Origin of the sequence: Labrenzia sp. CP4 (genome assembly GCF_001579905.1) — a bacterium.
Taxonomy (GTDB): domain Bacteria; phylum Pseudomonadota; class Alphaproteobacteria; order Rhizobiales; family Stappiaceae; genus Roseibium; species Roseibium algicola.
In genome coordinates this window covers 1,749,770-1,775,396 of record NZ_CP011927.1, presented here as the reverse complement: position 1 = coordinate 1,775,396, position 25,627 = coordinate 1,749,770, and the positions used below count along the sequence as shown (strand labels likewise).

23 protein-coding genes and 2 tRNA genes are annotated in these 25,627 nt (G+C 60.1%); 13 read left to right on the top strand and 12 right to left on the bottom strand.

Annotation, left to right across the window (positions count from 1 at the left end):
• The first annotated feature begins 4 nt into the window (after positions 1 to 4).
• The 4 genes from dctP (ACP90_RS08165) (at position 5) to ACP90_RS08150 (ending at position 4,848) form a co-directional block, all read left to right on the top strand.
• A complete protein-coding gene (gene dctP, locus ACP90_RS08165; protein WP_031268177.1) occupies positions 5 to 1,012 on the top strand; it encodes a TRAP transporter substrate-binding protein DctP in 1,008 nt (335 codons plus the stop codon).
• A gap of 121 nt (positions 1,013 to 1,133) precedes the next feature.
• Positions 1,134 to 1,667, top strand: coding sequence for a TRAP transporter small permease subunit (locus tag ACP90_RS08160; protein ID WP_022997926.1), 534 nt, complete (start codon positions 1,134 to 1,136; stop codon positions 1,665 to 1,667).
• Positions 1,664 to 2,938, top strand: coding sequence for a TRAP transporter large permease (locus tag ACP90_RS08155; protein ID WP_062487823.1), 1,275 nt, complete (start codon positions 1,664 to 1,666; stop codon positions 2,936 to 2,938). The genes ACP90_RS08160 and ACP90_RS08155 overlap by 4 nt, the downstream gene beginning before the upstream one ends.
• A gap of 17 nt (positions 2,939 to 2,955) precedes the next feature.
• On the top strand, positions 2,956 to 4,848 hold the full coding sequence (locus ACP90_RS08150) for a bifunctional sugar phosphate isomerase/epimerase/4-hydroxyphenylpyruvate dioxygenase family protein (RefSeq protein WP_062487821.1): 1,893 nt from the start codon (positions 2,956 to 2,958) through the stop codon (positions 4,846 to 4,848).
• Positions 4,849 to 5,053: 205 nt separating this feature from the next.
• Here ACP90_RS08150 and ACP90_RS08145 read toward each other — a convergent pair whose 3' ends face one another.
• The 6 genes from ACP90_RS08145 to dctP (ACP90_RS08125) all read right to left on the bottom strand — a co-directional run bounded on the left by ACP90_RS08145 (position 5,054) and on the right by dctP (ACP90_RS08125) (position 10,707).
• Entirely contained in the window at positions 5,054 to 5,779 is a 726-nt protein-coding gene (locus ACP90_RS08145; protein WP_062487819.1) for a ribonuclease activity regulator RraA, read from the bottom strand.
• Between the two features lie 7 nt (positions 5,780 to 5,786).
• On the bottom strand, positions 5,787 to 7,520 hold the full coding sequence (araD, locus tag ACP90_RS08140; RefSeq protein ID WP_062487818.1) for an L-arabinonate dehydratase: 1,734 nt from the start codon (positions 7,518 to 7,520) through the stop codon (positions 5,787 to 5,789).
• Between the two features lie 4 nt (positions 7,521 to 7,524).
• Positions 7,525 to 7,689: a hypothetical protein gene (locus tag ACP90_RS28515; protein WP_168684698.1), complete on the bottom strand. Its 165-nt coding sequence runs from the start codon at positions 7,687 to 7,689 to the stop codon at positions 7,525 to 7,527.
• Between the two features lie 10 nt (positions 7,690 to 7,699).
• Positions 7,700 to 9,016, bottom strand: a complete 1,317-nt coding sequence (locus ACP90_RS08135) for a TRAP transporter large permease subunit (RefSeq protein ID WP_022997933.1) — start codon at positions 9,014 to 9,016, stop codon at positions 7,700 to 7,702.
• Entirely contained in the window at positions 9,006 to 9,527 is a 522-nt protein-coding gene (locus ACP90_RS08130) for a TRAP transporter small permease (RefSeq protein ID WP_062491455.1), read from the bottom strand. The genes ACP90_RS08135 and ACP90_RS08130 overlap by 11 nt, the downstream gene beginning before the upstream one ends.
• 157 nt (positions 9,528 to 9,684) lie before the next feature.
• Positions 9,685 to 10,707, bottom strand: coding sequence for a TRAP transporter substrate-binding protein DctP (gene dctP / locus ACP90_RS08125; protein ID WP_022997935.1), 1,023 nt, complete (start codon positions 10,705 to 10,707; stop codon positions 9,685 to 9,687).
• 132 nt (positions 10,708 to 10,839) lie between these two features.
• Here dctP (ACP90_RS08125) and ACP90_RS08120 point away from each other — a divergent pair, with 132 nt between their 5' ends.
• Positions 10,840 to 11,565, top strand: coding sequence for a GntR family transcriptional regulator (locus tag ACP90_RS08120; protein WP_022997936.1), 726 nt, complete (start codon positions 10,840 to 10,842; stop codon positions 11,563 to 11,565).
• 91 nt (positions 11,566 to 11,656) lie between these two features.
• Here ACP90_RS08120 and ACP90_RS08115 read toward each other — a convergent pair whose 3' ends face one another.
• Entirely contained in the window at positions 11,657 to 12,244 is a 588-nt protein-coding gene (locus ACP90_RS08115; RefSeq protein WP_062487816.1) for a TetR/AcrR family transcriptional regulator, read from the bottom strand.
• Between the two features lie 86 nt (positions 12,245 to 12,330).
• On the opposite strand from ACP90_RS08115, the gene ACP90_RS08110 reads away from it, so the two are divergent.
• The 3 genes from ACP90_RS08110 (at position 12,331) to metK (ending at position 16,563) form a co-directional block, all read left to right on the top strand.
• Positions 12,331 to 13,122, top strand: coding sequence for a crotonase/enoyl-CoA hydratase family protein (locus tag ACP90_RS08110; protein WP_062487814.1), 792 nt, complete (start codon positions 12,331 to 12,333; stop codon positions 13,120 to 13,122).
• Positions 13,123 to 13,598: 476 nt separating this feature from the next.
• Positions 13,599 to 15,290 carry a methyltransferase domain-containing protein gene (locus ACP90_RS08105; RefSeq protein ID WP_062487812.1) on the top strand — a complete coding sequence of 564 codons (1,692 nt, stop codon included), beginning with the start codon at positions 13,599 to 13,601 and terminating at the stop codon, positions 15,288 to 15,290.
• Between the two features lie 85 nt (positions 15,291 to 15,375).
• Positions 15,376 to 16,563, top strand: a complete 1,188-nt coding sequence (gene metK, locus ACP90_RS08100) for a methionine adenosyltransferase (protein WP_062487810.1) — start codon at positions 15,376 to 15,378, stop codon at positions 16,561 to 16,563.
• Positions 16,564 to 16,620: 57 nt separating this feature from the next.
• On the opposite strand, the gene ACP90_RS08095 is transcribed toward metK, so the two are convergent.
• The 4 genes from ACP90_RS08095 to ACP90_RS08080 all read right to left on the bottom strand — a co-directional run bounded on the left by ACP90_RS08095 (position 16,621) and on the right by ACP90_RS08080 (position 19,497).
• Complete coding sequence (locus ACP90_RS08095; protein WP_082809696.1) at positions 16,621 to 17,310, bottom strand: SDR family NAD(P)-dependent oxidoreductase; 690 nt, start codon at positions 17,308 to 17,310, stop codon at positions 16,621 to 16,623.
• Positions 17,307 to 18,188, bottom strand: a complete 882-nt coding sequence (locus ACP90_RS08090) for an SDR family oxidoreductase (protein WP_055656727.1) — start codon at positions 18,186 to 18,188, stop codon at positions 17,307 to 17,309. Before ACP90_RS08090 ends, ACP90_RS08095 begins: the two co-directional genes overlap by 4 nt.
• Positions 18,189 to 18,190: 2 nt before the next feature.
• Positions 18,191 to 18,793: a TetR/AcrR family transcriptional regulator gene (locus ACP90_RS08085; protein WP_055655691.1), complete on the bottom strand. Its 603-nt coding sequence runs from the start codon at positions 18,791 to 18,793 to the stop codon at positions 18,191 to 18,193.
• Between the two features lie 263 nt (positions 18,794 to 19,056).
• Positions 19,057 to 19,497, bottom strand: coding sequence for a ketosteroid isomerase-related protein (locus ACP90_RS08080; RefSeq protein ID WP_022997944.1), 441 nt, complete (start codon positions 19,495 to 19,497; stop codon positions 19,057 to 19,059).
• A gap of 371 nt (positions 19,498 to 19,868) precedes the next feature.
• On the opposite strand from ACP90_RS08080, the gene ACP90_RS08075 reads away from it, so the two are divergent.
• The 5 genes from ACP90_RS08075 to ACP90_RS08055 all read left to right on the top strand — a co-directional run bounded on the left by ACP90_RS08075 (position 19,869) and on the right by ACP90_RS08055 (position 23,917).
• Positions 19,869 to 19,943 (top strand) — tRNA-Thr (locus ACP90_RS08075).
• Between the two features lies 1 nt (position 19,944).
• Positions 19,945 to 20,008 (top strand) — tRNA-Lys (locus ACP90_RS08070).
• 394 nt (positions 20,009 to 20,402) lie between these two features.
• Positions 20,403 to 21,557, top strand: a complete 1,155-nt coding sequence (locus ACP90_RS08065; protein ID WP_062487806.1) for a slipin family protein — start codon at positions 20,403 to 20,405, stop codon at positions 21,555 to 21,557.
• A gap of 165 nt (positions 21,558 to 21,722) precedes the next feature.
• A complete protein-coding gene (locus ACP90_RS08060; RefSeq protein ID WP_062487805.1) occupies positions 21,723 to 22,274 on the top strand; it encodes an RNA 2'-phosphotransferase in 552 nt (183 codons plus the stop codon).
• Between the two features lie 173 nt (positions 22,275 to 22,447).
• Positions 22,448 to 23,917 carry an MFS transporter gene (locus tag ACP90_RS08055; protein WP_062487803.1) on the top strand — a complete coding sequence of 490 codons (1,470 nt, stop codon included), beginning with the start codon at positions 22,448 to 22,450 and terminating at the stop codon, positions 23,915 to 23,917.
• Positions 23,918 to 23,926: 9 nt separating this feature from the next.
• Here the strand turns inward: ACP90_RS08055 and ACP90_RS08050 are convergent, their stop codons facing one another.
• Positions 23,927 to 25,402 (bottom strand): MFS transporter, encoded by a 1,476-nt coding sequence (locus ACP90_RS08050; protein WP_062487801.1) that lies wholly within the window; start codon positions 25,400 to 25,402, stop codon positions 23,927 to 23,929.
• Between the last annotated feature and the right edge of the window lie 225 nt (positions 25,403 to 25,627).

Here is a 25,627-nt window from a genome sequence, read left to right as displayed (position 1 = left end):
AGTCATGCGTTTCAAATTCTCATCCCTGGCAGCTACTGCCCTTCTCACAGTTGGCCTCGCCGCGGCGGCCCAGGCTCAGACAATCCGTCTGGCCCATGTCGACCCGGACGAATGGACCGCCTCCAAGAAAGGTGCTGCCGCTCATATCTTCAAGAACATCGTTGAAGGTGAAACCGATCTGACGGTGGAACTGTTTCCGGCCGGTGCGCTGGGCAACGAAGACGAGCTGGTCGCCCAGGCCCAGGACAACCTGACCCAGGTCGTGCTGGTGTCCGGTGCCATGTCCAAGGCTTGCCCGGCCGCGTCCGTTCTGGACATCCCCTACACCTTCTCTTCCGCAACCATTGCCTGGGACGTGCTCGATGGTGACTTCGGTGATGCGCTTGCCGAACACTGCCTTGCACAGACCGGCCTGCGCACACTGGCTTATGGCGAAACCGGCTTCCGGAACTTCACCAACGGCACTCGCGAGATCCGGACGCCTGCGGACATGGAAGGCCTGAAGTTCCGTGTGCAGCCGATCCCGCTTTACGTCGAAATGGTGAAAGGTCTCGGCGGCGAGCCGACCCCGATCGCCTGGACCGAACTGCCCAACGCGCTTTCCACCGGTGTCGTTGACGGCCAGGAAAACCCGGTCGGCGTGATCTACAACAACGGTCTGCACAAGCTGCAGAAATACATGACCCTTGACGGCCACGTCTATGCCGCCGACTTCATCCTGATCTCCGACGAATTCTACCAGTCGCTCACTCCGGCCCAGCAGGCCGTGGTTGCCCGTGCGGCGCGCATTGCCGGCAACATGGGCCGTTCCATCCAGCAGTGGAGCACGGCTGAAGGCGTCAACAAGGTTCAGGCAGAAGGCATGCAGGTCTATTCTCCGACCGCTGACGAAATCGCAGCCTTTGCCGAAAAGGCACAGCCGGCGGTTGTCGAATATCTGCGCGGCGAACTGGGTGAGGATGCGGTCTGGATCGACCGCCTGCAGGAATCCGTTGCTGCTGCGAGCCAGTAATCCGGTCAAGACCCCGGGCGGTTTGCCGCCCGGGGTTCTGGAATGTTGGAAAAGATCAGCTTTTGGTTGTTCAATCAAAGTCAGTTGAATAGCCAAAAGCTGAACAAGCAGGACCTGGAACATGAAAACGGTCAACGAATTTGCCCGGCGCCTCTTTGCGCTCGGAGCCGGCCTGTCGATGGCCCTCGTCTTTGCCATCATCTTCGTCAATTCGCTCCGCCGCTACACGGTCGGCCAGTCGGTATCCTGGGGCGAGGAACTGCCGATCTATCTGACTATCTACGGTGTCATGTTCGGTCTCGCGCTTGCCTATCTGCAGGACAGACATATCCGCTTCACGGTGCTGACCGATTTTCTCTCCGTCTCCGTTCGTGAAAAACTCTTCGCGGCCGTCGACCTGGTCAGTTTCGCAACCGGTGTTGCCCTCGCCTTCTCCGGACATGCCTTCGCCGTTCGCCGAGGCAACCTTGACGCTTCGGGCCTGAAATCAGCCGGCAACTGGCTTGCGGAAACCACAGGCATCGACTCGCTGGTCTGGGTCGCCAAGGTCGGCACCTGGCAGTATGCGATCGCCATCGGCGGCGCATTGCTGGCCGTGGCCGCCGCTCTCAAGTTCTTTGAACGCATCTCGGCCATCAAGGCGGTGCAGGCATGATCTACGCAATCCTTCTCATCGGGCTCGCGACCGGCGTTCCAATCGCTCTTGCCATCATTGCAGCCTTGCTGGTGTTCATGGGCTATGGCGAAGCGCCCTATTCCCTGCGCGTGGTCGCAACGGAAATGTTCAAAGGCATGAACTCCTTCCCCCTGCTTGCCATTCCGCTGTTCGTGCTGGCAGGCGAAGTCATGAACGAAAGCGGCATCACCAGCCGCATCATTGCCTTCGCCAATGTGCTGGTCGGCCGGCTGCGCGCCGGACTGGCGCTCGTCAACATCTGGGCATCGGTGATCTTCGCCGGTCTTTCCGGGTCCGCGGTTGCCGACACATCCGCCATCGGCCGGGTCTTCATTCCCGAGATGGAAAAACACGGCTATTCCCGCCCCTTTGCGGCAGCGTTGACGGCTGCCTCCTCCGTGATAGGGCCCATCATCCCGCCATCCATCCCGGTGATCATCTACGCGCTGATCGTCTCCGGCGTTTCGGTGCCGGCTCTGTTCCTTGCCGGCATCATTCCCGGCATTCTGCTGGCGATTTTCCTCTCCGTCTTCGTAATGCTGACCGTGAAGGTCGATCACGGCGATCAGGCAATAGGGCTGACCGCGGAACCGGCCAGCAAGGCCATTCTCGGCGGGATACTGCCATTGCTGATGCCGGTGTTCGTGGTCGGCTCCATCCTGCTTGGCGTCGTCACACCGACAGAGGCGGCAAGTTTCGCCGTCGCCTATGCGCTTTTCCTCGGCATCTTCGTCTATCGAAACATCAAGCTGTCTTCCCTGCCACGACTTTTCTCCGAAGCCATGCGCGACAGCGCGGTCATCCTGATCATCATTGCCGCGGTCTCTGCCGCCAACTGGTTGCTGACCTACAACCGCGTTCCGAACATGCTGACCGACTGGGTGCTGTTGAATGTCGACAGCAAGACCACGTTCCTGATTGCCACCATTCTCCTGTTCCTGTTCGTCGGACTGTTTCTGGAAGGCATCGCCGCCATGCTGGTGCTGGTGCCCATCTTGCATCCGATTGCGGTCGGCATGGGCGTGGACCCGGTCCACTTCGGCATCCTTGTCATCTTCAACCTGATGATCGGCCTGATCACCCCGCCACTCGGCCTATGTCTGTTCGTCGCCGAAGGCATCGCCCAGGTCGGCATGGCCCGGCTGACCATGGCCATACTGCCGTTCTTCTTCGTTGAAGTGCTGGTGCTGCTCCTCCTCACATTTGTACCGGAAACGGTCATCTGGCTGCCCCGCATTATGGGCTACTGAACCCACGGAAGGTCCCCATGAAAACCGCCATCGCCACAGTCTCTATCGCAGGCGACCTAGCCGAAAAGCTCAGCGCAATCGCGGCTGCAGGCTTCGATGGCGTCGAGATCTTCGAAAACGACTTCCTGGCGTTTGACCGCAGTCCGAAGGACGTCGGCCAGATGGTCCGCGACCATGGCCTGGAGATCTCGCTGTTTCAGCCCTTCCGCGACTTTGAAGGCATGCCCGAGCCACAGCGCAGCCGAACCTTCGCTCGCGCCGAACGCAAATTCGACCTCATGCAGGAAATGGGCGCGGATCTTGTGCTGATCTGCTCCAACGTCTCTCCCATCGCGCTTGGTGGCATCGATCGTGCCGCCGATGATCTTGCAGAGCTGGGTGACCTTGCCGCCAGGAGCGGTATCCGCATCGGCTACGAGGCCCTCGCCTGGGGCCGTTTCGTCAACGATCACCGCGATGCCTGGGAAATCGTGCGCAGAGCCGACCACCCCAACGTGGGCCTCATCCTGGATTCCTTCCACACCCTGTCGCGCAAGATCGACCCAGATTCGATCCGGGCCATTCCCGGCGACAAGATCTTCTTCGTCCAGCTGGCCGACGCGCCGAACTTCAACATGGACCTGCTCTACTGGAGCCGCCATTTCCGCAACATGCCCGGCGAAGGCGATCTGGACGTGACCGGCTTCATGCGGGCCGTTGCGGCAACAGGTTATGACGGCGTGCTGTCGCTGGAGATCTTCAACGATCAGTTCCGTGGCGGTTCGCCGAAATCCATCGCCGTCGATGGCTACCGCTCCCTGCTCTACCTGATGGACCAGGTCCGGCGAACCGAACCCGGCATCCGGATCCCCGTTCCCGAAATGCCCGACAGGGTACCGGTTGCAGGTATCGAGTTCGTTGAATTTGCGGCCGACCGCAAGGAAGCAACCGACCTGTCGGCCATGCTGACGACGCTCGGCTTCCACAAGGCCGGCAAGCACGTCTCCAAGGAGGTCGAACTCTGGCGGCAAGGCGGCATCAACATCGTCATCAACACCGACCCGCGCGGCTTCGCCCATGCGTCCTACATCTCGCATGGCACCAATGTCTGTGACATCGGCCTTAAGGTTGCAGACGCTTCGGCAACCGTTGTCCGTGCAGAGACCCTGGGAGCCAAAACCTTCGAACAGCCGGTCGGGCCTGGCGAATTGAAGATCCCTGCGATCCGCGCTCTTGGCGGCAGCGTCATTCATTTCGTCGACGACAGCAAGGATCTGTCACGGGTGTGGGAAATCGAGTTCGAACAGGTTGATCAGGACGGGGCGACAGGTGATGCCGGCCTGATCCGCATCGACCACCTGGCCGAGACGATGAACTATGACGAGATGCTCACCTGGCTTCTGTTTTACCGGTCGATCTTCGACACGGAGAAGACTGCCATGGTGGATGTCATCGACCCGGCGGGCCTCGTCCGCAGCCAGGCCATCGAAAACGATGACGGCAGCCTGCGGATCACGCTGAACGGGGCGGAGAACCGAAGGACCCTAGCCGGGCATTTCATCTCGGAAGGTTTCGGATCGGGTGTGCAGCATATTGCCTTCGAAACCGCCGACATCTTCAAGACGGTGAAGGCACTGCAAGCCAACGGTTTCACCCCGCTGGTGATATCGCCGAACTACTACGACGATCTGGATGCCCGTTTCGGGCTGGAAGAAGACTTCCTCAACGACCTGAAAAACTCGGGCATTCTCTATGACCGGGACGAGAACGGCGAATATTTCCAGCTGTACAGCCCGACCTACGGCGAAGGCTTCTTCTTCGAGATCGTCGAACGCCGCGGCGGCTACAAGGGCTATGGCGCCGCCAACGCCCAGTTCCGCATCGCCGCCCAGAAACGCCATTTCCGCGCTAAGGGCATGCCGGCAAGGTAGGCTGGCCCGCAAAGAACGCGGGGCCGATTGGGGTTATGTTCAATCGAACTCCGCAGCCCCACACATGCAACCTCATCCTGAGGAAGCGCTTCAGCGCTGTCTCGAAGGATGGGCTGCTCGCTCGGAATGTGCCGCCCATCCTTCGAGACGCCGCATTGCGGCTCCTCAGGATGAGGTTTTGGGTTGGTTAGAGCATACGCCCCCCCTACCGCCCGGTTTTCCGTCGCCAGGCTTCGTACTTCTGCACGTTCTCTTCCTTGGTCGGCGGATAGAGACCGATGATCGGCGTTCCGGCCTTCACTTCTTCCAGCACGAAATCCTCAAAGCTCTCCATGCCGGTGCATTCGTCGGCAAGCTCGTCGGCCAGATGTGCAGGGATCACCATGACGCCATCCTTGTCGCCGACCAGAACGTCCCCGGGGAAGACCGGAGCATCGCCGCAGGATATCGGGACGTTGATGTCCAGCGCCTCATGCAGGGTCAGGTTGGTCGGAGCTGACGGCTTGGCGTAATAGGCGGGCATGTCGAGTGCGCCGATACCTTCCGCGTCCCGGAAACCACCGTCGGAGACAACACCGGCAGCACCGCGTAGCGCCAGCCGGGTGATCAGGATGGAACCGGCCGTTGCCGCGCGCGCATCCTTGCGCGCATCCATCACCAGAACGTGGCCTGGCGGGCAGGTTTCCATCGCAACCCGCTGCGGATGGTCCGGATTGCGAAAAACCGTGATCGGATTGCGGTCTTCCCGAGCCGGGATGTAGCGCAGCGTGAAAGCCTGACCGACCATGTTTTCGTCTTTCGGAGCTACCGGCACCACACCCTGAATGAACTGGTTGCGCAGGCCGCGCTTGTAGAGCGCCGTCGCGACGGAAGCCGTCGAGACCTTTTTCAGTTTCGCGCGAGTGTCGTCGGAAAGTGTGTAGTCGCTCATGATGTCCTCAGTAGATATCGGGTTCGCCGGCGGTGCGGCCGAAGTCGGATTGCAGGAAGTCGAAGTCGCAGCCCTTGTCGGCCTGGGTGACGTGTCGCTGGAAGAGATAACCGTAGCCGCGCTCAAACCGTGGCACGGGGGCCTGCCAGGCGGCCCTGCGGGCCTCCAGTTCCGCCTCCCCCACCAGCATGTCGAGGCGGCGGTTGGCGAGATCCAGCCGGACGATGTCACCGGTCTTCAGCAGCGCCAGCGGTCCGCCGACGTAGCTTTCCGGCGCGACATGCAGCACGCAGGCACCATAGGAGGTGCCGGACATGCGCGCATCGGAGATCCGCAGCATGTCGCGATGGCCCTGCTTGATCAGCGCCTTGGGGATCGGCAGCATGCCCCATTCGGGAAATCCCGGCCCGCCCTGGGGCCCGGCATTGCGGAGCACCAGGACGTGGTCCGGCGTGACCTCCAGGGTCTCGTCATCGATGGCCGCCTTCATTTCAGGGTAGCTGTCGAAGACCAGGGCCGGCCCTTCGTGGAAATGGAACTTCGGATCGCAGGCCGCCGGCTTTATCACGGCACCGTCAGGGCAGAGGTTCCCGCGCAGAACGGCGAGCGAACCTTCCTGATACACCGGGTTGGAGAGAGGTCGGATGACATCGTCGTTATAGACGACCGCGCCTTCCAGATTGTCACCGAGCGTCTTGCCGGTGATGGTCAGCGCAGTGAGATCCAGCCGGTCCTCGATCTGTTTCATCAGCGCGCGCAGGCCGCCCGCATAGAAGAAATCCTCCATCAGGTAGTCCCTGCCGGAAGGTCGCACATTGGCGATCAGCGGTGTCACCCGGCCAAGGGCGTCCAGATCGTCGAGCGACAGCTCCACACCGGCCCGGCGCGCCATTGCGATAAGGTGGACGACCGCATTGGTGGAACAGCCGGTGGCCATCGCCACGACTGCGGCGTTCCGGCAGGCGGCATCCGTGATGATCCGATCCGGTGTCAGGTCTTCCCAGATCATCTCAACGATGCGCCGGCCGCAATCGGCTCCCATGCGTTGATGGCCCGCATCAACCGCCGGAATGGAAGATGCGCCCGGAAGGGTCAGCCCCATTGCATCGGCAATGGCCGTCATGGTCGAAGCCGTCCCCATGGTCATGCAGGTGCCGGCCGAGCGGGCGATACCACCCTGGATCCCGAGCCATTCATCGTCGGAAATGTTGCCGGCCCGGCGCTCGTCCCAGTATTTCCAGGCATCGGACCCCGACCCCAGGATCTTGCCGGCGTAGTTGCCACGCAACATCGGGCCTGCCGGCAGATAGACCATCGGAACACCTGCCGAGATCGCCCCCATGACAAGACCGGGTGTGGTCTTGTCACAGCCCCCCATCAGCACCACGCCGTCCAGCGGGTGAGAACGGATCATCTCCTCCGTTTCCATGGCCAGCATGTTGCGGTAGAGCATCGAGGTCGGCTTGGTGAAGCTTTCGTCGACCGAGAGCGACGGCATCTCGACGGGAAAGCCTCCCGCCTGGAAGACGCCGCGCTTCACGTCCTGCACCCGCTCCTTGAAGTGGGAATGACAGGTGTTCAGCTCCGACCAGGTGTTGAGCACGCCAATGACCGGCTTGTCACGGAAGTCCTCTTCCGAGTAGCCGAGCTGCATCATCCGCGAGCGATGACCGAAGCTGCGCAGATCGTCAGGAGCGAACCAGCGCGCGGATCGTAAGTCTTTTGGGGCTTTGTGCGTCATGATTTTATCCGGTGAAGGCAAAGGTCAGCCAGATGACGATGAGGGTGAAGACGAGGCCGGCAACTTCCGGCCAGTTGCCGAAGCGGTCGTCGCGGCGTTCTTCGTCCGCGAATTCTCCCGGTGCGATATCCTCATCCTGGCGGGTGAGATCCTTGTCGGTGATTTTCATCTCATCCTCCTCAGTCCAGCAGGTTCGGCAGCCACAGGGCCAGATCGGGGAAGAACAGCACCAGGAACAGGCCGACAGCTTGCAGGGCGATGAACGGCAGCACGGCGGCGAAGATTTCCTGCAGCTGGATATCTTTTGGCGCCACGGATTTCAGGAAGAAACAGGCTGGCCCGAAAGGTGGCGACAGGTAGTAGATCTGTATGTTCATGGCAAAGAGCACCCCGAACCAGACCGGATCAAAGCCGAGATCCACCACCACCGGTGCAAAGATCGGTACGGTGATGAAGATGATCGCGATCCATTCCAGGAACGTGCCGAGCACCATGACGATCAGCATCATGACGACGATGACCAGGATCGGTGCGATATCAAGGGATGTCAGCAGGCCGCGCAGGAATTCGCCGCCGCCGATCCGGTTGTAGATGCCGATCAGCGAGACGGCCCCCAGCACCAGCCAGATGATGGACCCAACCGTCAGAACCGTCTGGCGCATGGCATCACGTGCCATCTTCCACGAAAGCTCATTGCGGACGGCGGCAACCACGAGAGCACCCACGGCTCCGACAGCCGCGGCCTCCGTGACGGTGGCGATACCGGAATAAATGACCCCGAGCACGGCACCGATCAGAAGCCCTGGCAGAACAACCCCTTTCAGGAACTTGACGCGCTGGAACAGCGGCAAACCGGTTTCGGGAATGTCGTAGATCGGTGCCAGTGCCGGATTGAAGCGCACCCGGATCAGGATGTAGATGATGAACAGGCTGGCGAGGATCAGCCCCGGCACGGCGGAGGCGGCGAAGAGCTTGGTGATCGAAACCTGAGCCGCAAGACCGTAGACGATCAGAACGACCGAGGGCGGGATCAGCGTTGCCAAGGCGCCGGCAGCGCAGATGATGCCGATGGACAGCTTGCGGTCATACCCGAGCCGCAGCATCTGCGGCAGCGCGATCAGGCCGAGCATGACGATCTCGCCGCCCATGATGCCGGACATTGCCGCCAGCACCACCGCGACGACACAGGTCTGCACCGCGACCGAACCGCGGAAGCGCCCGCCCAGGATCGCCATGCTGTCGAACAGTGACTGTGCGATCCCCGATCGCTCGAGGACGTTGGCCATGAAGACAAAGAAGGGAACGGCGATCAGCTCGTACTTGTGCAGGACCTCGCCGACATTAGCAGCAACGATGAAGAAACCGGCACGTTCGCCGAAATAGAGGATCGCCGTTGCCAAGGACACCGTCAGTGTGGTGATGCCGAGCGGAACGCCCAGCGCCATCAGCGCCAGCAGCGCGACGACGATCAGAAGGGTAATGAGTTCAATGCCCACCGGCGATCTCCCCTTCGGTGCGCTGGCACCAGCGAATGATGTTGGCGGCAAGCTGGAGGATGTAGAGAACGCAACCAGCAACAAGCAGGATCTTGAGATAGGTCGGCTGGATCGAGTTCAGCGCGGTTCCCGAGTGCTCGGTGCGCTTCAGAACTTTCAGCATCGGATCCCACAGGGCCATGGTCAGGACAATTACCGCGCCAGCCGCGATCACCATCTGCAACAGGCGCATAGCGCGCCAGACCCGGGGACTGACCAGCGTTTCGATCATGGTGATGGAAATATGGCGGTGCCGCTGGGTGACATAACCAACGGCAAGCACCCAGGCCGAAGCACAGAGCGTCATGGCAAGTTCCGTCGACCAGACAGTCGGGCTGTCGAACCCGTACCGCATCACCACCTCGAGCGCGGAAACCGCGATACAGGCGAAAAACAGCACGGAACAGCCATGACCGATGAACACACTGACACTGTCCATGACATCGGCATAACGCGCGAATAGGCGTTTCATCATCTCTCCCTGAATGCAGACCTGAAGCGGACAGGTGAATCCGGCCGGGCACAAGGCCAGGTCATCGAGACTGTGCGCGCACAGGAGCTTTGGCAAGAAAGCTGCGTGCCCTCACCTTGCAAGGTGGAAAGCAAGGGCACGCGTCACTGGCCGGGTCCTAGTTCTTGAAGAGACCGATTTCGGTCATGTAGGAGAGGTTCGCGTCAAGCGCTTCCTTGGCAAGGTCCGACTTCTGGGCGTAGTTCTCCCATTCCTTCCGGGCGATCTCGCGCAGTTGGTCGCGATCTTCCTGGGCCCAGTTGATCACTTCGATCTTCTCGCCAGCCCCATCCCGTGCGGCCAGTTCCTGGTCCTTCTTGTCGACTTCAGCTGCCATTGCGAACATGGCTTCGTACCACCAGTCGCGCAGGGCTTTCTGGTCTTCCGGGCTCAAAGCATCCCACTTCGCCTTGTTGATGGTGAACTGCATCGACGGCATGGAGTGAATGCCGGGATAAAGCGGGTAAGGGGCAACGTCATGCAGACCGGTCGCGTCGTTGTTGACGTAGGCCGAGGCGTCTGCTGCATCGACAATGCCCTTTTCCAGAGCACCATAGACTTCAGAGAAAGGAATGGATACCGGCGACGCGCCGGCAGCCTGGAAGACCGCGGCGGCAAGCCCTTCCGGAGAGCGGATCTTCTTGCCTTCCAGATCTTCGAACGTGCGGATCGGTACGCGGGCCGGTAATGCTTCGCGAGAATAAGGCCCGCAGGCAACGACCTGCACTTCTCCCCCGGTCACGGCATCAGCTGCTTTCTGCATCACGGCTTCGCCGCCGCCATCCTTGCAGAAACCGATCATCTGCTGCGGCGTGTCGTAGCCGGAGATGAGGTCGCCCATGATGGCGTAGGCCGGCTCGCGGCCTGCAAAGTAGTTCACGGAGGTGAAGTCGCCATCCAAAACGCCGGCTGCGACAGCATCAGGCGTTTCTCTTGCCGGCACCACGGATCCGTTCGGCGTCAGCTGGATCTCGACCCGGCCATCGGTCATTTCCTTGATTTTCGGAAGCCAGGTTTCCGTCAGATACTGGGTCGAAAAGTCCCCTGCATTGAAAGAGGTCTGAATGCTGAAGGTCTCTGCCTGCGCCATTGTTGCGATGACGGAGACCGAAGCTGCCAGGGCAGCGGCGGTGAATTTCATGGTGTCCTCCACTCGATTGCGCGGGGAGCTCCTCCTCCCGCTATCTGATGCATTAATATATTAGTGCATTTCTTGCAAGTCTGTTCTATCTTCTCCCGAGAAGAATCGTGCGTTTGAATGAGAGGATCAGCGATGACGGTTGAACTGGCTCGGTTGCTGGATGACCCGAACAAGGCGGCAGACGCCGGCAGCGGTGAAAGGATCCGGCGGATCTCCGTCAGCCAGCAGATACAGGAATCGCTGCGCGCGCGGATCATCTCGCTGGACCTCAAGCCCGGGCTCAGCCTGTCGCGGACGGATCTGGCTACCCATTACGGCGTCAGCCAGACCCCTGTGCGCGATGCGATGATGAAGCTGGAAGAAGAAGGGTTGCTGACCATCTACCCGCAATCCAAGACCGAAGTCTCCAAGATCGACGTCGACCATGCCCGCGAAACCCAGTTCCTGCGCCTGTCGCTGGAACTGGAGGTGACACGCACCCTGGCCAGACAGGAAGACAAATCCTCCATCGCCCCTGCCCGTCAGATCCTCAAGCTTCAGGAAACGGCACATGCCGAGGGCGATCTTGGCCTCTTTGCCACCTTCGACAAACGCTTTCACCTGTCGCTGTTCAAGGCGGTCGGGCTTGCCAGCCTGTGTCAGCTCGTAGCGTCGCGCTCCGGCCATATCGACCGGCTGCGCAATCTCAACCTACCTGACCCCGGTAAACCCGCCAGCATCCTGCGATATCACGGGCTCATCCTGGCTGGTATCGAGGCAAGTGATGAAACGGCTACGGAAACCGCTGTCCGCGAACATCTGTCAGGCACGTTGCAGCAGGTCGATCAGATCGTCGCCCGCAATCCTGCGTTCTTCTAGGCCGTAGCCCAGCAAGGCAAGAGATCGAGTGAAAGCCCAGTGCCCCAGCAAGACTGGAGGAGCCAGGCTTTCATGGGGACGGGGCTGATCGTCAGGTAGTCCGATCAAGCATCGCCGATGCAACCAGTGCCCGCGCCGCCTCTCCTGCAGCTTCCGCATAAGCAGGATCGCGGTGAACCAGGATGGTCGAAAACGCACCATCCAGGAGCAGCACGATATGGCGGGCCAGGTGCGGAGCTCCGCCGACACCAGCAGCCTCAAATTCTTCCGCCATCCATGCCTCGAATTTCTTCTTGTGACCGGCACCAACCTTCATCGCCGGATGCCCGGGCATATTGGCAAGTTCCGCCGCTGTTCGCAGGAAACCGCAGCCTTTCCATTTCGGGTGCCTTGCAGCAACCGCTATCTGGCGGAAGATTGCCTCCACCTTGTCCGGCAGATCACCTTCGGCTTCCCCAAACCACTTCCGGAACTGATTGAGGTTGGGCTGATCTCGAGACGCCAGATAAGCTTCGATCAGGTCGTCCTTGCTCTTGAAATGGTAATAAACCGTCTTCTTGGTGATACCTGCCTTCTCCGCGATCGTGTCGAGACTGACGGCACGGATTCCCTCCGCATAGAAGAGCTTGTTGGCAGCGGTCAGGATCCGCTCTCTGGCTGTTTCGGCAGGTTTGATCATCGATGAAGTATACTCACCAGTGAATATACTTCAATGCGCGCCGTCGCTAGCGTCTTCCTATCGACTTTCAACCAAGGACAAAGCCCATGACTGCCCCTGTTCTTCTGGACCGCCACGGCCCCATTGCGCTGCTTACCCTCAACAGGCCCGAGAAGCTGAACGCGCTCAACTACGCTACCAACGACCTCATCCTGGCTCATCTGAACGAACTGGAAGCGGACGACGGCACTCGTGCTGTCGTCATCACCGGCTCAGGCAGGCGCGCCTTTTCGGCAGGTGGAGACATTCACGAGTTTTCGCGCACCATCGCGGAGGGCATCGACGCCGCGGTACGCGAATTTTGCCAGCGGGGCCAGCGCATGACTGCGCGCCTGGAAAACTTTCCCAAGCCGGTCATCGCCGCTGTCAATGGTCTGGCCTACGGCGGCGGTTGCGAGATCACCGAAGCGGTTCATCTCGCCGTCGCCTGCGAAAGCGCACTCTTTGCAAAACCGGAAATCAATATCGGCATCCCGCCGACCTTCGGCGGCACGCAGCGTCTGCCGCGCCTTGCAGGCCGGAAACGAGCCCTGGAACTGCTTCTCACCGGTGACAGCTTTTCCGCGCACAGAGCTCATGAGCTTGGACTCGTCAACCAGGTTGTCACTGACGGCAGCGAACTGGAGGCGGCCTTTGCCCTCGCAGAGCGCATCCTGCGTCACTCGCCGCTGGCTGCTTCCAGGATCCTGACTGCCGTCACGCGCGGGCTCAACAGTACCATTTCCGAAGGCCTGCGGATCGAACAGGAGCAGTTTGCACGCATGGCAGCCACACGGGACGTTCACGAGGGCCTCACCGGATGGATCGAGCGGCGCATGCCGGACTATCAGGGCGCATGAAGGCAGCCAGAAAACAGGGGCAGCACGCCTGGAGTGTGCTGCCAACGAATGTGTCAGAAAAGTTTTACAAAAAAAGATTTATTTAATTACAAAGGCTTAACCAGAACTTTTCGGTTCATTCCCGATTTTTCCGAGACCGGCTGTTGTAATGAAACCGGTGTTTGTTAAGGTCCCGGCACCCAATGAGTGAAAGGCGCACACCGCTTCACCAGCGGATGTACAGGGCTTCCAACAGCCTACCTTCCGCACCTGCAGCACCCATTCGCTGCCTTGTGCGCCTTCCTGAAAAGTCCGGCACTCGACCCTTCGCGCAAAGGGTCGGCTAAATTCCGCCCAGTGCACCTATGCACCTCCCGCCGGGCTTGCAACAGAACCATTCCGACGCTCGCTGCCCGACCTCCGGGCGGTGCATGAGCGCGTGCACGCTGCGGCCTGTTCCGTGCGGCATCGCGCGCCTTAAAAAGGAGACGCTATCCATGCAGGCTCAACAGCTGTCCGCCAATGCCGAATTGCAACTGGACGAGCAGGCTTATGGCCGGGATCCGATCGCAGACCGGGAAACGGATCTCTACCGCGGCGAATACATCATGTCGTTCGTGGAAAAGTGGGACGAGTTGATCGACTGGGACGCGCGCGCCGACAGCGAGGGACAGTTCTTCATGGACGTGCTGCGCGCCCGCGGCAAGGAAACCGTGCTCGATGTCGCAACCGGAACCGGCTTCCACTCCGTGCGGCTGACCCGCGCAGGCTTTAACGTGACTTCGGCCGACGGCTCCGCTGCCATGCTGGCAAAGGCGTTCCAGAACGGCCAGAAACGCGGCATGATCCTGAAGACGGTGCAGGCTGACTGGCGTTGGCTGAACCGGGACATTCAGGGCAAATACGACGCCATCATCTGCCTCGGCAATTCCTTCACCCACTTGCACGACGAACTGGACCGCCGCCGGGCGCTTGCCGAATTCTATGCCGCGCTCAAACACGACGGCATCCTGATCATCGATCAGCGCAACTACGATGCGATGCTAGATCAGGGCTATTCCAACAAGCACAAATACTATTATGCCGGAAAGAAGGTGAAGGCCGAACCGGTGCATATGGACGAAGGCCTCGCCCGCTTCAAATACAGCTTTCCCGATGGGGCCGAGTACACGCTCAACATGTGCCCCATCCGCAAGAACTACATGCGCCGTCTCCTGTCGGAGGCAGGCTTCGAGCGGGTCCGCACCTATGGTGACTTCCAGGAGACCTTTGCGGAAAACGATCCGGATTTCTTCATTCACATTGCCGAAAAATCCAGCCTGCACCTGGTTCGCTGGGGTGGCGCGCGCCCTGAAGACGGCAAAACGGATATCCGCGAAGTTGCCGAAAGCTACTACGACAGTGACGACGCCGACACGTTCTACAGCCTTGTCTGGGGCGGCCAGGACCTTCACATCGGCCTTTACGACGACACCAGCAACATTCGCGAAGCGTCGGACCTCACCATCGACGAGATGGCCGGCATGCTGCCCAATCTGGGTGCGGACGCCAAGGTTCTCGACATCGGCTCCGGTTATGGCGGCGCGATGCGCAAGCTGGTCAAGGCCAGTGGCTGCAGCGCGGTCTGCCTGAACATTTCCGATGTCCAGAACGACACCAACCGGCACCGCAACATCCAGCAGGGTTTCAAGGACAGGATCCGCGTCGAGCACGGCGTCTTCGAGGATATTCCGGAACAGCCGGAAAGCTTCGACATTGTCTGGAGCCAGGATGCGATCCTGCACTCCGATCAGCGCCACAAGGTGCTGCAGGAAGTCCACCGGGTGCTGAAGCCGGGCGGCTATTTCATCTTCACCGATCCGATGCAGGCCGATGATGCCGACCCGAAAGCTCTCCAGCCGGTTTATGACCGCCTGCAGCTCAACAGCCTCGGGTCGATGCGCTTCTACCGCGAGACGGCAGAAGCACTGGGCTTTGAAACCGTCGCACAGCGGGACATGACGCAGCAGCTGCGCAATCACTATTTCCGGGTACGCGAGGAGCTTCTCGCCAACTACGACAAGCTGCGCAACGAAGGCGCTTCCGCCGACTATCTCGACAAGATGGCGCTTGGGCTCATGAACTGGGTTGATGCCGCGGACGCCGGCCAGCTGGCCTGGGGCATCCAGCTGTTCCGCAAGCCTGTCTGATCCCCTTCCTTCCCGATCTCCCTGCCCGGGCGCCATACACCGCCCCGGGCAGGACTATCCTTTCCAAAACGACAAGGAGCGCGCAATGACGCAAAGATCCTGGCTATTCACCAGTGAATCCGTTTCCGAGGGACACCCGGACAAGGTCTGCGACCGGATATCCGACACCATTCTGGACGCTTTCCTGGAACAGGACCCTGACGCCCGCGTTGCCTGTGAAACGCTGACCACCACCAATCACGTCACCATCGCGGGAGAAGTTCGTGGCCCCGACCAGGTCCTCGATACGGTCGAGAGCCTGGTGCGTGAAGCCGTCCGCGACATCGGCTATGAACAGGAAGGTTTCCACTGGCAGACGCTGGAAGTGGTCAACCGCCTGCACCGTCAGTCGGCCGACATCGCCATGGGCGTCGATGAAGGCGACAAGGGCGAGGAAGGGGCCGGCGACCAGGGCATCATGTTCGGCTATGCCTGCAACGAGACCGAGGAGCTGATGCCCGCACCGATCCTGTTGTCGCACAAGATCCTACGCACCATGGCCGAAGCCCGGAAATCCGGGCGCGAACCACGCCTTGGCCCGGACTCCAAGAGCCAGGTGACGCTCCGCTATGAAAACGGCCGTCCGACCGGCATCGATGCCGTGGTCGTTTCCACTCAGCACGGCGAAAATGTCAGCCAGGAAGAAGTGCGCGAAGCGGTGTTGCCGTTCATCCTGCATGCCTTGCCCGTCGGCTGGACTGTTCCCGACAACCGGATCTACATCAACCCGACTGGCCGCTTCGTGATTGGCGGACCTGATGGGGATGCCGGCCTCACGGGTCGCAAGATCATCGTCGACACCTACGGCGGTGCAGCTCCCCATGGTGGCGGCGCCTTCTCCGGCAAGGACCCGACCAAGGTCGACCGGTCGGCTGCCTATGCCTCACGCTATCTCGCCAAGAACGTGGTCGCCGCCGGCCTTGCCGACAAATGCCTGATCCAGCTCGCCTATGCCATCGGCATGCCGGAGCCGGTCGCCGTTTATGTCGACACGCAGGGAACCGGCAAGGTGGATGAAGTGGCTCTCGGCAAGACCTTGCGCGAAATGGTGCGTCTGACACCGAGGGGAATTCGCGAGCGTCTCGGACTTTCGAAGCCGATCTACGCGCGCACTGCTGCTTACGGCCACTTCGGCCGCGCACCGGAAGAAGACGGCGGTTTCGGCTGGGAGAGAACCGATCTCGCCGACGAACTTGCACGGCACTTCGGCGCTCGTGCGGATGCGGCAGAGTAAGAAAACAGCGAAGCCCCGGCACGGCATCCGCCGCGCCGGGGCTTTCGGTTTACCGGATCAGAACTTTTCGACACTCGGCCGCAGTTCCAACTCGGATGTCCAGGCGCTTTTGTCCTGACGCGAGATCTCCAGATACGTCCGTGCGATTGCATCCGGATGAAGGGTCTTGTCCGGGTCGTCATAAGGCGCACCACGATCCGGATTGTAGATCACCCCGTCGATGACGAAATGAACCACGTGGATGTTTTGCGGCGACAATTCCCGGGCAAGTGACTGGCACAAGCCACGCAAGGCGAACTTGCCCATGGCAAAGGGCGCTGATTGCGGGAAGCCCTTGATGCCGGCGGAAGCACCGGTGAACAGCATCACGCCCTTCCCCTTTGGCACCATCCGCTTTGCCGCTTCATGTGCGACGGCCAGCGCACCGTAGGCGGTCACATCCAGTGCGGCATGCACATCCTCAAGATCGAGTTCGGCAACCGGTCCGCGGACGCGGCCACTGGCGTTGTAGACGACAAGGTCCGGCGTTGCCCCCGCCTCGTCCAGGTCCTGGAACAGGCGCGCCACACTGGCCGCGTCGGCAGCATTGCAGGCATGGGCTTTTGCTCCGGTTTCAGCGCAAAGCCCTTCCAGCTTTCCAGGAGATCTGGCAGCCAGTGACACCCTGTAGCCTTCCTTGGCAAACGTCCGTGCCAGAGACGCGCTGAGGCCCGGCCCGGCACCGACGATCAGGGCATTGCCGCTCACGATGCGGCTCCCAGATAGACCGGCTTCAATCCGCTCACCAGTTGCGCCTGGATCGGGGCGGTTGCCTCGTTGATGGCGGTGACACCCATATCCTGCCCGACCTGGGTGCGGATCGGCCGCGATCCATCCATTGCGATCAGCTCAAGGATCTTGGTTGCGACGTTGCCCGCATCGGTGATGGCTTCACCCTGATCGAACATACCCTGGAACATACCAAGCAACCTGTCGCGCCCCTTGGAATAATCGCCATATTGCCCAACCCGCACCGCATCACCCGGAGCCGGGGCGGAGGTCACCAGGTCAGTGCCATGGCCACTCGGCTCAACCAGCACGGACTCGACCCCGAACGGCTCCAGCTCGTAATGCAGCGACTCGCAGTAAGCTTCCATCGCCCACTTGCTGGCGCAGTAAAGGCCGAAGAATGGCATGCCGAACCGGCCTGCAACCGAACTGAGACTGATCACGAGACCGGACTTCCGCGCCCGCATCGCGGGAAGCACCGCCCGCGTCAGATGCATGACACCATAAACATTGACGTCGAACAGATCCTTTGCCTGCTCCATGGTGAAGCCTTCCGTCAGACCAACAGGCATGACGCCTGCGTTATTGACCAGAACGTCGATCGGCTGCTCTGCCTCGATTGCCGCGACGGTCCGTTCGACACCTTTCTCGTCAGCAACATCCAGGTCGACCGGAACAAGCTTGCCCGGAAGACCTTCCGCAAAAAGCTTGAGCGCCTTGGCCGCTTCCGCGTTTCTGCCATCCAGATCCCGCATGCCCGCATAAACGATATGGCCTTCCTGTACGAGTTTCTGGGCGGTCAGAAACCCGATACCCCGGCTTGCACCGGTAATCAGGATTGTCTTTTGAGTGGTCATTTTCATTTCCCTTCTTTCTTGAAGATTGTGCGCATGAACAGCGCCAGGGGTTCGTCGCTGCGGCTTGCCTTCATTCTTGTCAGCGCACCGCTCCACGAATTCATCAACCAGTCGGCAGCCTGTGCCGGGGAGAGATGAGACAGTCCGATCCGGGAGAGATCCGTCTCCCGCAGGCAGATTTCCAGTTCACCGGTCAGCGCCTGCCAATGACGGTCCAGTTCCGCCTGAAAGACCGGTTTCTGGTCGGCCAGCTCCGTCGACAGGTTGCACATCAGGCATCCCTGGGCGTAGCCACGGTCCTTCATCCCTTCCCGGGCACCGGAGAAAAATGCTTCCAGCCGTTCCACCGGCGAGCGTTTGCGGTCCGAAAGGCAGGCCTTTGCAAAAGCGAGCTGATCCCGGTGGTAGTGACGCGCCACTTCGAGACCGAAGTCTTCCTTGGTGTCGAAGTAGTGGTAGAAGGACCCCTTCGGCACACCACTTTCCCGTAACACGTCATTGATCCCGATCCCGTCGAAGCTGTTTTCCCGGATAAGCGTCATACCGACATCCAGAAGACGGGTCTTCGCGGTCTCGTAGGCAGCTTCGTTGCGTATTCTGGCCAAGGGGTTTCCTTTCGTCAGGGACTTCTGACACCACTAATCCGGCTGATGCAGCGCCTCGTCAGCGGTGTTCGTTGAATTAGAAATAGACCGGTCTAATTATTATCGTCAATAAAACGAACTTCACGGTTGCGTGTGCGCAACAATCAACGAGGAGATCGCCATTCTCAGAAACAAAAAAGCTCCCCGCGGATGAGCACGGAGAGCTGATTGATCAAATGAATTTTGCCTGTCCGGCTCTGCTCGCGCACAAGCAGGGTTTTGGCTCAGGCCTCTTCCGGCACTTTTTCACCCGCACCTTCCGTCACCTGGTCGATCCAGTCCTGAAGGTTGTAATAGGTGGTGATGCGGGCGATTTGGCCATTGCGGATCTCGAAAAAGCTGCCCGCCGGCAGCTTGTAGGTCTGGCCGTTCGCGGGCGGCAATCCGCTATCGGTGCCGATATAGCTGCCATGGACGATGAACTCGGCAGCAGCCCGTGTCCCGTCTTCACTGACGAACAGCACGATGTCGCTGAGGCGTTCCTTGTAGCAGCGCGTCATGTGAACGTTGAAGGACCAGAACTTGTCCTTGCCGACACGGCGCTCACCCTGGTTGACGTCATGGATCAGGTCGTCGGCAACCAGGCTTTCCATTTTCTTGGTATCGCCTGCATTGAAGGCGGCAAAATAGGTGTCGATCAGAAACCGGGACTGTTTGTTGGCCATAGGTCCTCGCAGGGGCGGAAACACAATCTGGCCGGGAGTTTGCCTTCGCCGTCTTCCCGGCGCAAGAGGTCGAGGAGATTGCGGTTTACGGTTCTTCACCGAAACCGCTTCAAACCAACCAAAGTCCCCGCCTAGGGCGACAGCCGTCACTCTGGGCAAAAGTGATAAAAATGCAACATACTGTATCACATTAGCAACAAACATCGCTTCTCTTGAAATTGCCGGTTGCATTGGCGCCCGCTCTCGAAGTATTAACTCGTCACCGGTCACCATACTGGCACAGACATCAACGGTTCGGCCATTTTTCGCCACCCGCATGATCAGGCCCTGCCCACTCATGTACGGATGCTGTTCTGGAGGATCGGACAATCGCGCATGAAGTTTAACGGTTGAACGCCGGGAGTGTACCCCGGAAGCAACAGGTTCGACTCCTGTGATGTGCTCCATGGATAGCTCAGTGGTAGAGCATCGGACCTTTAATCCGACTGTCGCGAGTTCAACTCTCGCTCCAAAAACACGGCCTCCAACGCCGAACTGGCTTGTCACGCCAGCAGCTATGCAAGCTGTTCCATTGGGGACCCGGAGAGGTCTTGCGAACGCGGACTGGCCCTTTTGCCTTCGGGTGAAAGTGCCCTGACCGCCGACGCCAGGTCGCTTCGCCCGGCCTTTGGCAAAGGCTCTGCCGCCGCTTTGCCGGAACCGCCTGTTTTCGAACGGGTTGGAACCCGCATTGCCGCTGCTACGCCCTCTGGCCAAGGGCCCGCCGGGAGACCTCGTGCTCTCTTCGGGTCTCATCGTTTCACCCCGGACGCCTCATGACGAGCGACCGGTTTCCTCAACCTCCAACCATCTTCAACACCGGAAAGGACAACCACGTGCCTTAGTGCATTGGAAGGATTATCGAAATGACGACTTTTCTCGACAAGATCCGCGGGCGGACCCGCGTAGTGATTTCTGAAACGGAACGGGCTCTCCACATCTGCAAGGGAGAGCTCAAGGGCATTCTCGGACCCGGTGAACACAGCCTCGAAAATGGCCGTGGCACCCTGGTGATCGAGCGCCAGTCGATGGCAATGCCTCAGTTCCGGTCGGCCTACGAGAAGGCGCTCTTCGATAAGCTTCCGCAAGTTGCCGAAGAGCACTTGACCGTTATCCGGACCGGACCGGGTGAAGTGGCGATTGTGGAACGGGACAACCGTATCCACACTGTGCTTGGCCCGGATGAGCGGCTTGTCCTGTGGACGGATGCCGGCCCGTGGACCTTCGAGGTCATCGACACGGCTGCCGACCCGGCCCTCACGCAGAAGCTCATGCGCCGGCTCGGGGATGCCCGTCAGACGCAGCAGTTCGTGATCGTGCCGGTGACCGACGGTAGCGTCGCCCTCCTCTTCATGGATGGCGTGCTCACCAAGGTGCTTGAAGCCGGGGTGCATGCCTTCTGGAAGGCAGGCCGAACCGTGACGCAGAAGGTCATCGACCTCAAGCGTCAGGCTCTCGACGTCACCGGTCAGGAAGTCTTGACCCTCGACCGCGTTACCATCCGGATCAACCTCTCCGCGGATTACCGTGTGGTTGACCCGGTGAAGGCCGCAACCGAGGTGAAGGACTTCACCGACACGCTCTACCGGGCTTTGCAGCTTGTGTTCCGCAAGCAGCTCGGCGCGCTCAAGCTCGACCAGATCCTTGAAAAGAAGGGGGAGGTCAACGCGGAAGCAGCCGCCAAGATCAAGGCCGACATGGCTGAAATCGGTGTCGAGGTCTCCGACATCGTCCTCAAGGACGTGATCCTTCCGGGCGAAATGCGCGAGATCCTCAACAAGGTGGTGGCAGCCGAAAAGGAAGCCGAAGCCAACGTGATCCGGCGCCGTGAAGAAACGAACGCAACCCGTTCGCTTCTCAACACGGCCAAGGTCATGGCCGAAAACCCGGTCATGCTTCGACTCAAGGAGCTCGAAGCGCTTGAAGCCATCGCCGGCAAGGTCGACCGGCTCACGGTCCACAACGGAACCGGAGGCCTCATGAACGACCTCGTCCGGCTTCGGGACGACAACGCAGCATGAGCCAGAACGGCGCGAGGCAACCTGCGCCGTTTCTGTTTCAGCAAGGCCCTTGCAGACCATGGCTGCCCAGGTCCTGTCACCTGGCCACCTCAATTGAGGGTGCGCTCGCCCGCTTTCGCAGGGGCCGCAGAATTTGAAAACAGTATACATTTAAAGAAAAAGACAATGAAAACAGACACAAAGATCTCAAAACGCCTGTCTTTCTGGCTAAGACACAAACCGGAAGACGCCGGTTTGATGCTGTCAGACAGCGGTTGGGCTGACGTAGCTGATGTCCTTGGTACCTTCAGAGCCCTCGGCCTTGATTGCAAAAGGGATCAGCTGGAAAGAATCGTCGCGACCAACGACAAGAAACGCTTCGAGTTCTCCGAAGACGGCAAACACATTCGCGCACATCAGGGTCATTCGATTGACATTGAACTGGGCCTCACAGCTTTACAGCCTCCGGAGTTCCTGTTCCACGGAACGGCAACACGCTTTCTGCCGCCTATTCTGGCCGAAGGCCTGAAACCTATGGCGCGGCACCATGTGCATCTGTCACCGGATCGCGACACCGCGCACAAGGTCGGAAGCCGTCACGGCAAACCTGCAATTCTTCAGGTCGCGGCCAGCGCAATGCAGGCCGTGGGGCACACGTTTTACAGAACGGAGAACGGCGTTTGGCTGACGGATGCCGTTCCCGCACATTTCCTGTCACTGACAGAAACCCATCCATAATAGGTCTCTTCGCGAATTCGGCATCCCTGGTTACATCGTCCGGGCCGGCATGAACCAAGGGCCTTCGAGGGCTAAACCCTCACGCATACCGGCGCTAAAATAAAAAAATAAATTTCTTTCTTTATTTCCGAAGCTCAATATATAAAGAAAATACTTTCTTTATCGAGGTTGTCATGTCCATCAGCTCGCCAGCGCTCCCGCCCGTCAGCCCGTCACTCTTTTCACCGGAACGCGCGGCCGGCACACTGGCGCTGGTACTCGGGGTCGGATCTCACGCCATAAACGGCTTTGTTACCACCGCTGTCCTGCCGGACATCATCCGCGATCTTGGCGGACAGGACCGTGCGTTCTGGGTATTTTCCTCCTTTGAAATGATGGCAATCCTGGCGGGCTGCCTCACTGGCGCAGCAAAGGTCCGTTTCGGTGCCCGCAGTCCCTTCCTGCTGGCGTCGCTCCTGCTTGCGGGCGGATCGGTGCTCGCGGGTCTCTCGACATCTCTGGAAGGGCTGATTGCCGGACGCGCCCTGCAGGGTTTCGGCGAAGGCATGATCATCGCGCTGTGCTATTCGCTGATCCCGGATCTCTTCCCCAGTAACATCGCCCCGCGTGTCTTTGCCTTGCTGGCAGGGGTCTGGGCCGTTGCAGCGGGTATCGGGCCGGTTTCGGCCGGCTTGCTGTCCGAACTCTGGTCGTGGCGCGCCGCCTTTCTGATCAACATACCCTTCGTGCTGCTGCTGTTCGTCCTAATGAACACGGCCTTGCCTGCGCACGCAGTGCGTCCGGCCACGGCAAGCGACCCCACGGCCAGAAGATTGCCGGTCCGTTTGCTGGTTCGCCTTGCCCTGCTGGCAGCAAGCATCTTTCTCCTGACCGTGATAGGCGAGCTGCATGCGCCCCTGCCGCTTGCCCTGACGATTGCAGCCGGTCTGGCAACCGCAGCGCTGCTGCTGACCTTTGACGCCGCAAGCCCGCATCGCCTTTTCCCGCGCGATGCCTTCCGGGCGCAGACCCTGATCGGCCTCGGCACCTGGATCGTGTTCCTCATTTCCGCTGCCGCTGCGGTGCGGGCGGTTTTCGTGACGACGGTCGGCCAGGTCTACTGGGGTCTCAGCGTGACGCAGGCAAGTTATGTTGCCGCCGGGCTCGCCTTCTCCTGGTCGATCTTCGCCGTCATCTCTTCCCGTGCACCGTCGCGGCAGCGCGAGCTGACCTATCTGACGACCGGTCCGTTCCTGATCGCCGGCGGCTTGACCCTCACTGCTCTTGCCATCACGACCGCGTCGCTGCCTTTGTTTGCGCTCGCTGCCGTGGTTGCCGGTGCCGGCCACGGGCTGTGCAACCAGATCCTGATGCGTTCGCTGATGTACACCGCCGAGGGAGAAGACCAGAACCTGGTCTCCAGCATCCTGCCGACCATTTCCTCTGCCGGTATTGCCATCGGCGGCGGCCTTACCGGACTGATCGCAATTGTCACCGGTCTTGTTGCACCGGGATCGGAAGAACTGCTCACCCGGGAGGCCGTCGCGCGGTCCGGCGCCTCCGTCTTCTACGTCAATGCGGGCCTGACATTGGTTCCAGCCCTGGCGATGCTGGTGCTACGTCACAGATTGACTGCACGGGAAAGCGCCATCGCAAACGAATAGCCGCCCTCCTCACCCAAGGCCGGCACCGCGCGTCTCGATCCGGTAGACCCACGTCACCACCGCCCCCAGCAGCGAGGTAACCACGAGGCCAGCCAGCAGCACGTCCGTTCCCAGGTCCTTGAGCAGAATCGGAAACAGGAAGGCAGTCAGAACGGCGCCGATCTTGGCGAAGGACGCCGCAAGGCCCGCCCCCGTGCCGCGATAGGCGACAGGAAACACCTCGCCGGCAATCAGGTAGGTCTGCGCATTCGGTCCCATGTTGGTCATGAAGTTGAACAGCATGAAGCCTGCAAAGATCAGGGGGACGTCCCATCCAGACCCTGCATGGTTGCCTGAAGCCGCAATCGCCAGACCAACGGCGCAGCCGATGAAACCGATCACCTGAAGGCGGACACGGCCGATCCGGTCAGTGAACATCACGGCAAAGACAATGCCGACAATCAGCAGGACGTCGATCAGGGCGGCGCCTTTCGCCGCAAGCAGATCATTGTAGACCAGATCAGAGAGCGACTGTGCGTGCTCGCGCTTGTTGCCAATTGAACTGGCCAGGATGACCGGCGTGAAAATGCCGATGCCATATGTCCCGAGATCCTGCAGGAACCAGGGAACCGACGCAAAGATCGTCGCCTTGCGCAGTTTCCGGTCTGTCAGGAACCGGCTCCACTTGACTTTGTGCGCATGCGGCGAAGCGGCTGTTTCGGCCTTCAGCGAAATCTCGCTTGGATATCTCGGGCGCCGGTTCAGCAATCTCAGCAGTGCGGTTTCCGCTTCTGCTACCCGTCCCCTCACGATCAACCAGTTGGAGCTTTCCGGAACAAAGAAGCGGCCGGCCAGGATCAGAAGAGCAGGCGGAACGGCCGTCAGATACATCCAGCGCCAGGCTTCGGGGTCCGGAAACCAGGTGAGCGTCAGAAAGGCAAGCCCTGTACCCGACAATGCGCCGACCGCCTGAAAACTGAAGGCTCCCAGAACCATCCTTCCACGTGCCCGCGCCGGAATGTTCTCCGAGATCACCATATGTGCCGTCGGATAGTCACAGCCGAGCGCCAGGCCGACACCGAAGAGCGCTATAAGGGTAATCGCAAGGTTCGGCGCTATCGAAAGCACCAGCAGAAAGGCGATGAAGAGCGCCATCTCGACGATGAACATCGCCCGTCGTCCGAACCGGTCCGCAAGCCCGCCCAGTGCTGTCGCCCCGATCAGAATGCCGAACAGGATCGCCGAACTGACAAGTCCGTGCTCCACCGCTGTCAATTTGAATTCCCGCCCGATCAGCGGGAGGGCGATGCCGGTCATGAAGACAACCATGCCTTCAAAGAACTTGCCGGCGCAGGCCAGCCACCAGATACGCCACTGCATGCCGGTCAGGATGGAACTGTCGACATCCGTACCATCGCGCCAGATCGGTGTCTCCTCGATATAGGCCTGCGGACTATCGAGGCTTGCAACTGATGCGGTGGAGAAGGTCTGCCGGACGTCGCTCATGAAATCCCTCCGTTTGCCAATCGGGAAAGCAGGAGAAGGATAGACTGACGGTTATGAAATTCTGGTGATTGTCGTTACGTAAACTTTCATTCCAAGAAAACTGCCGCCTCAACTCGGGTGACCTTTGCCTGTTCTGCAGCAACGAAGGTCTTCTTCATGCCCGATCCGTCTCCTGGTCGCGATAAGCAGTATTGACAGTGTGAAACAACTTTCCGATGATCCGGC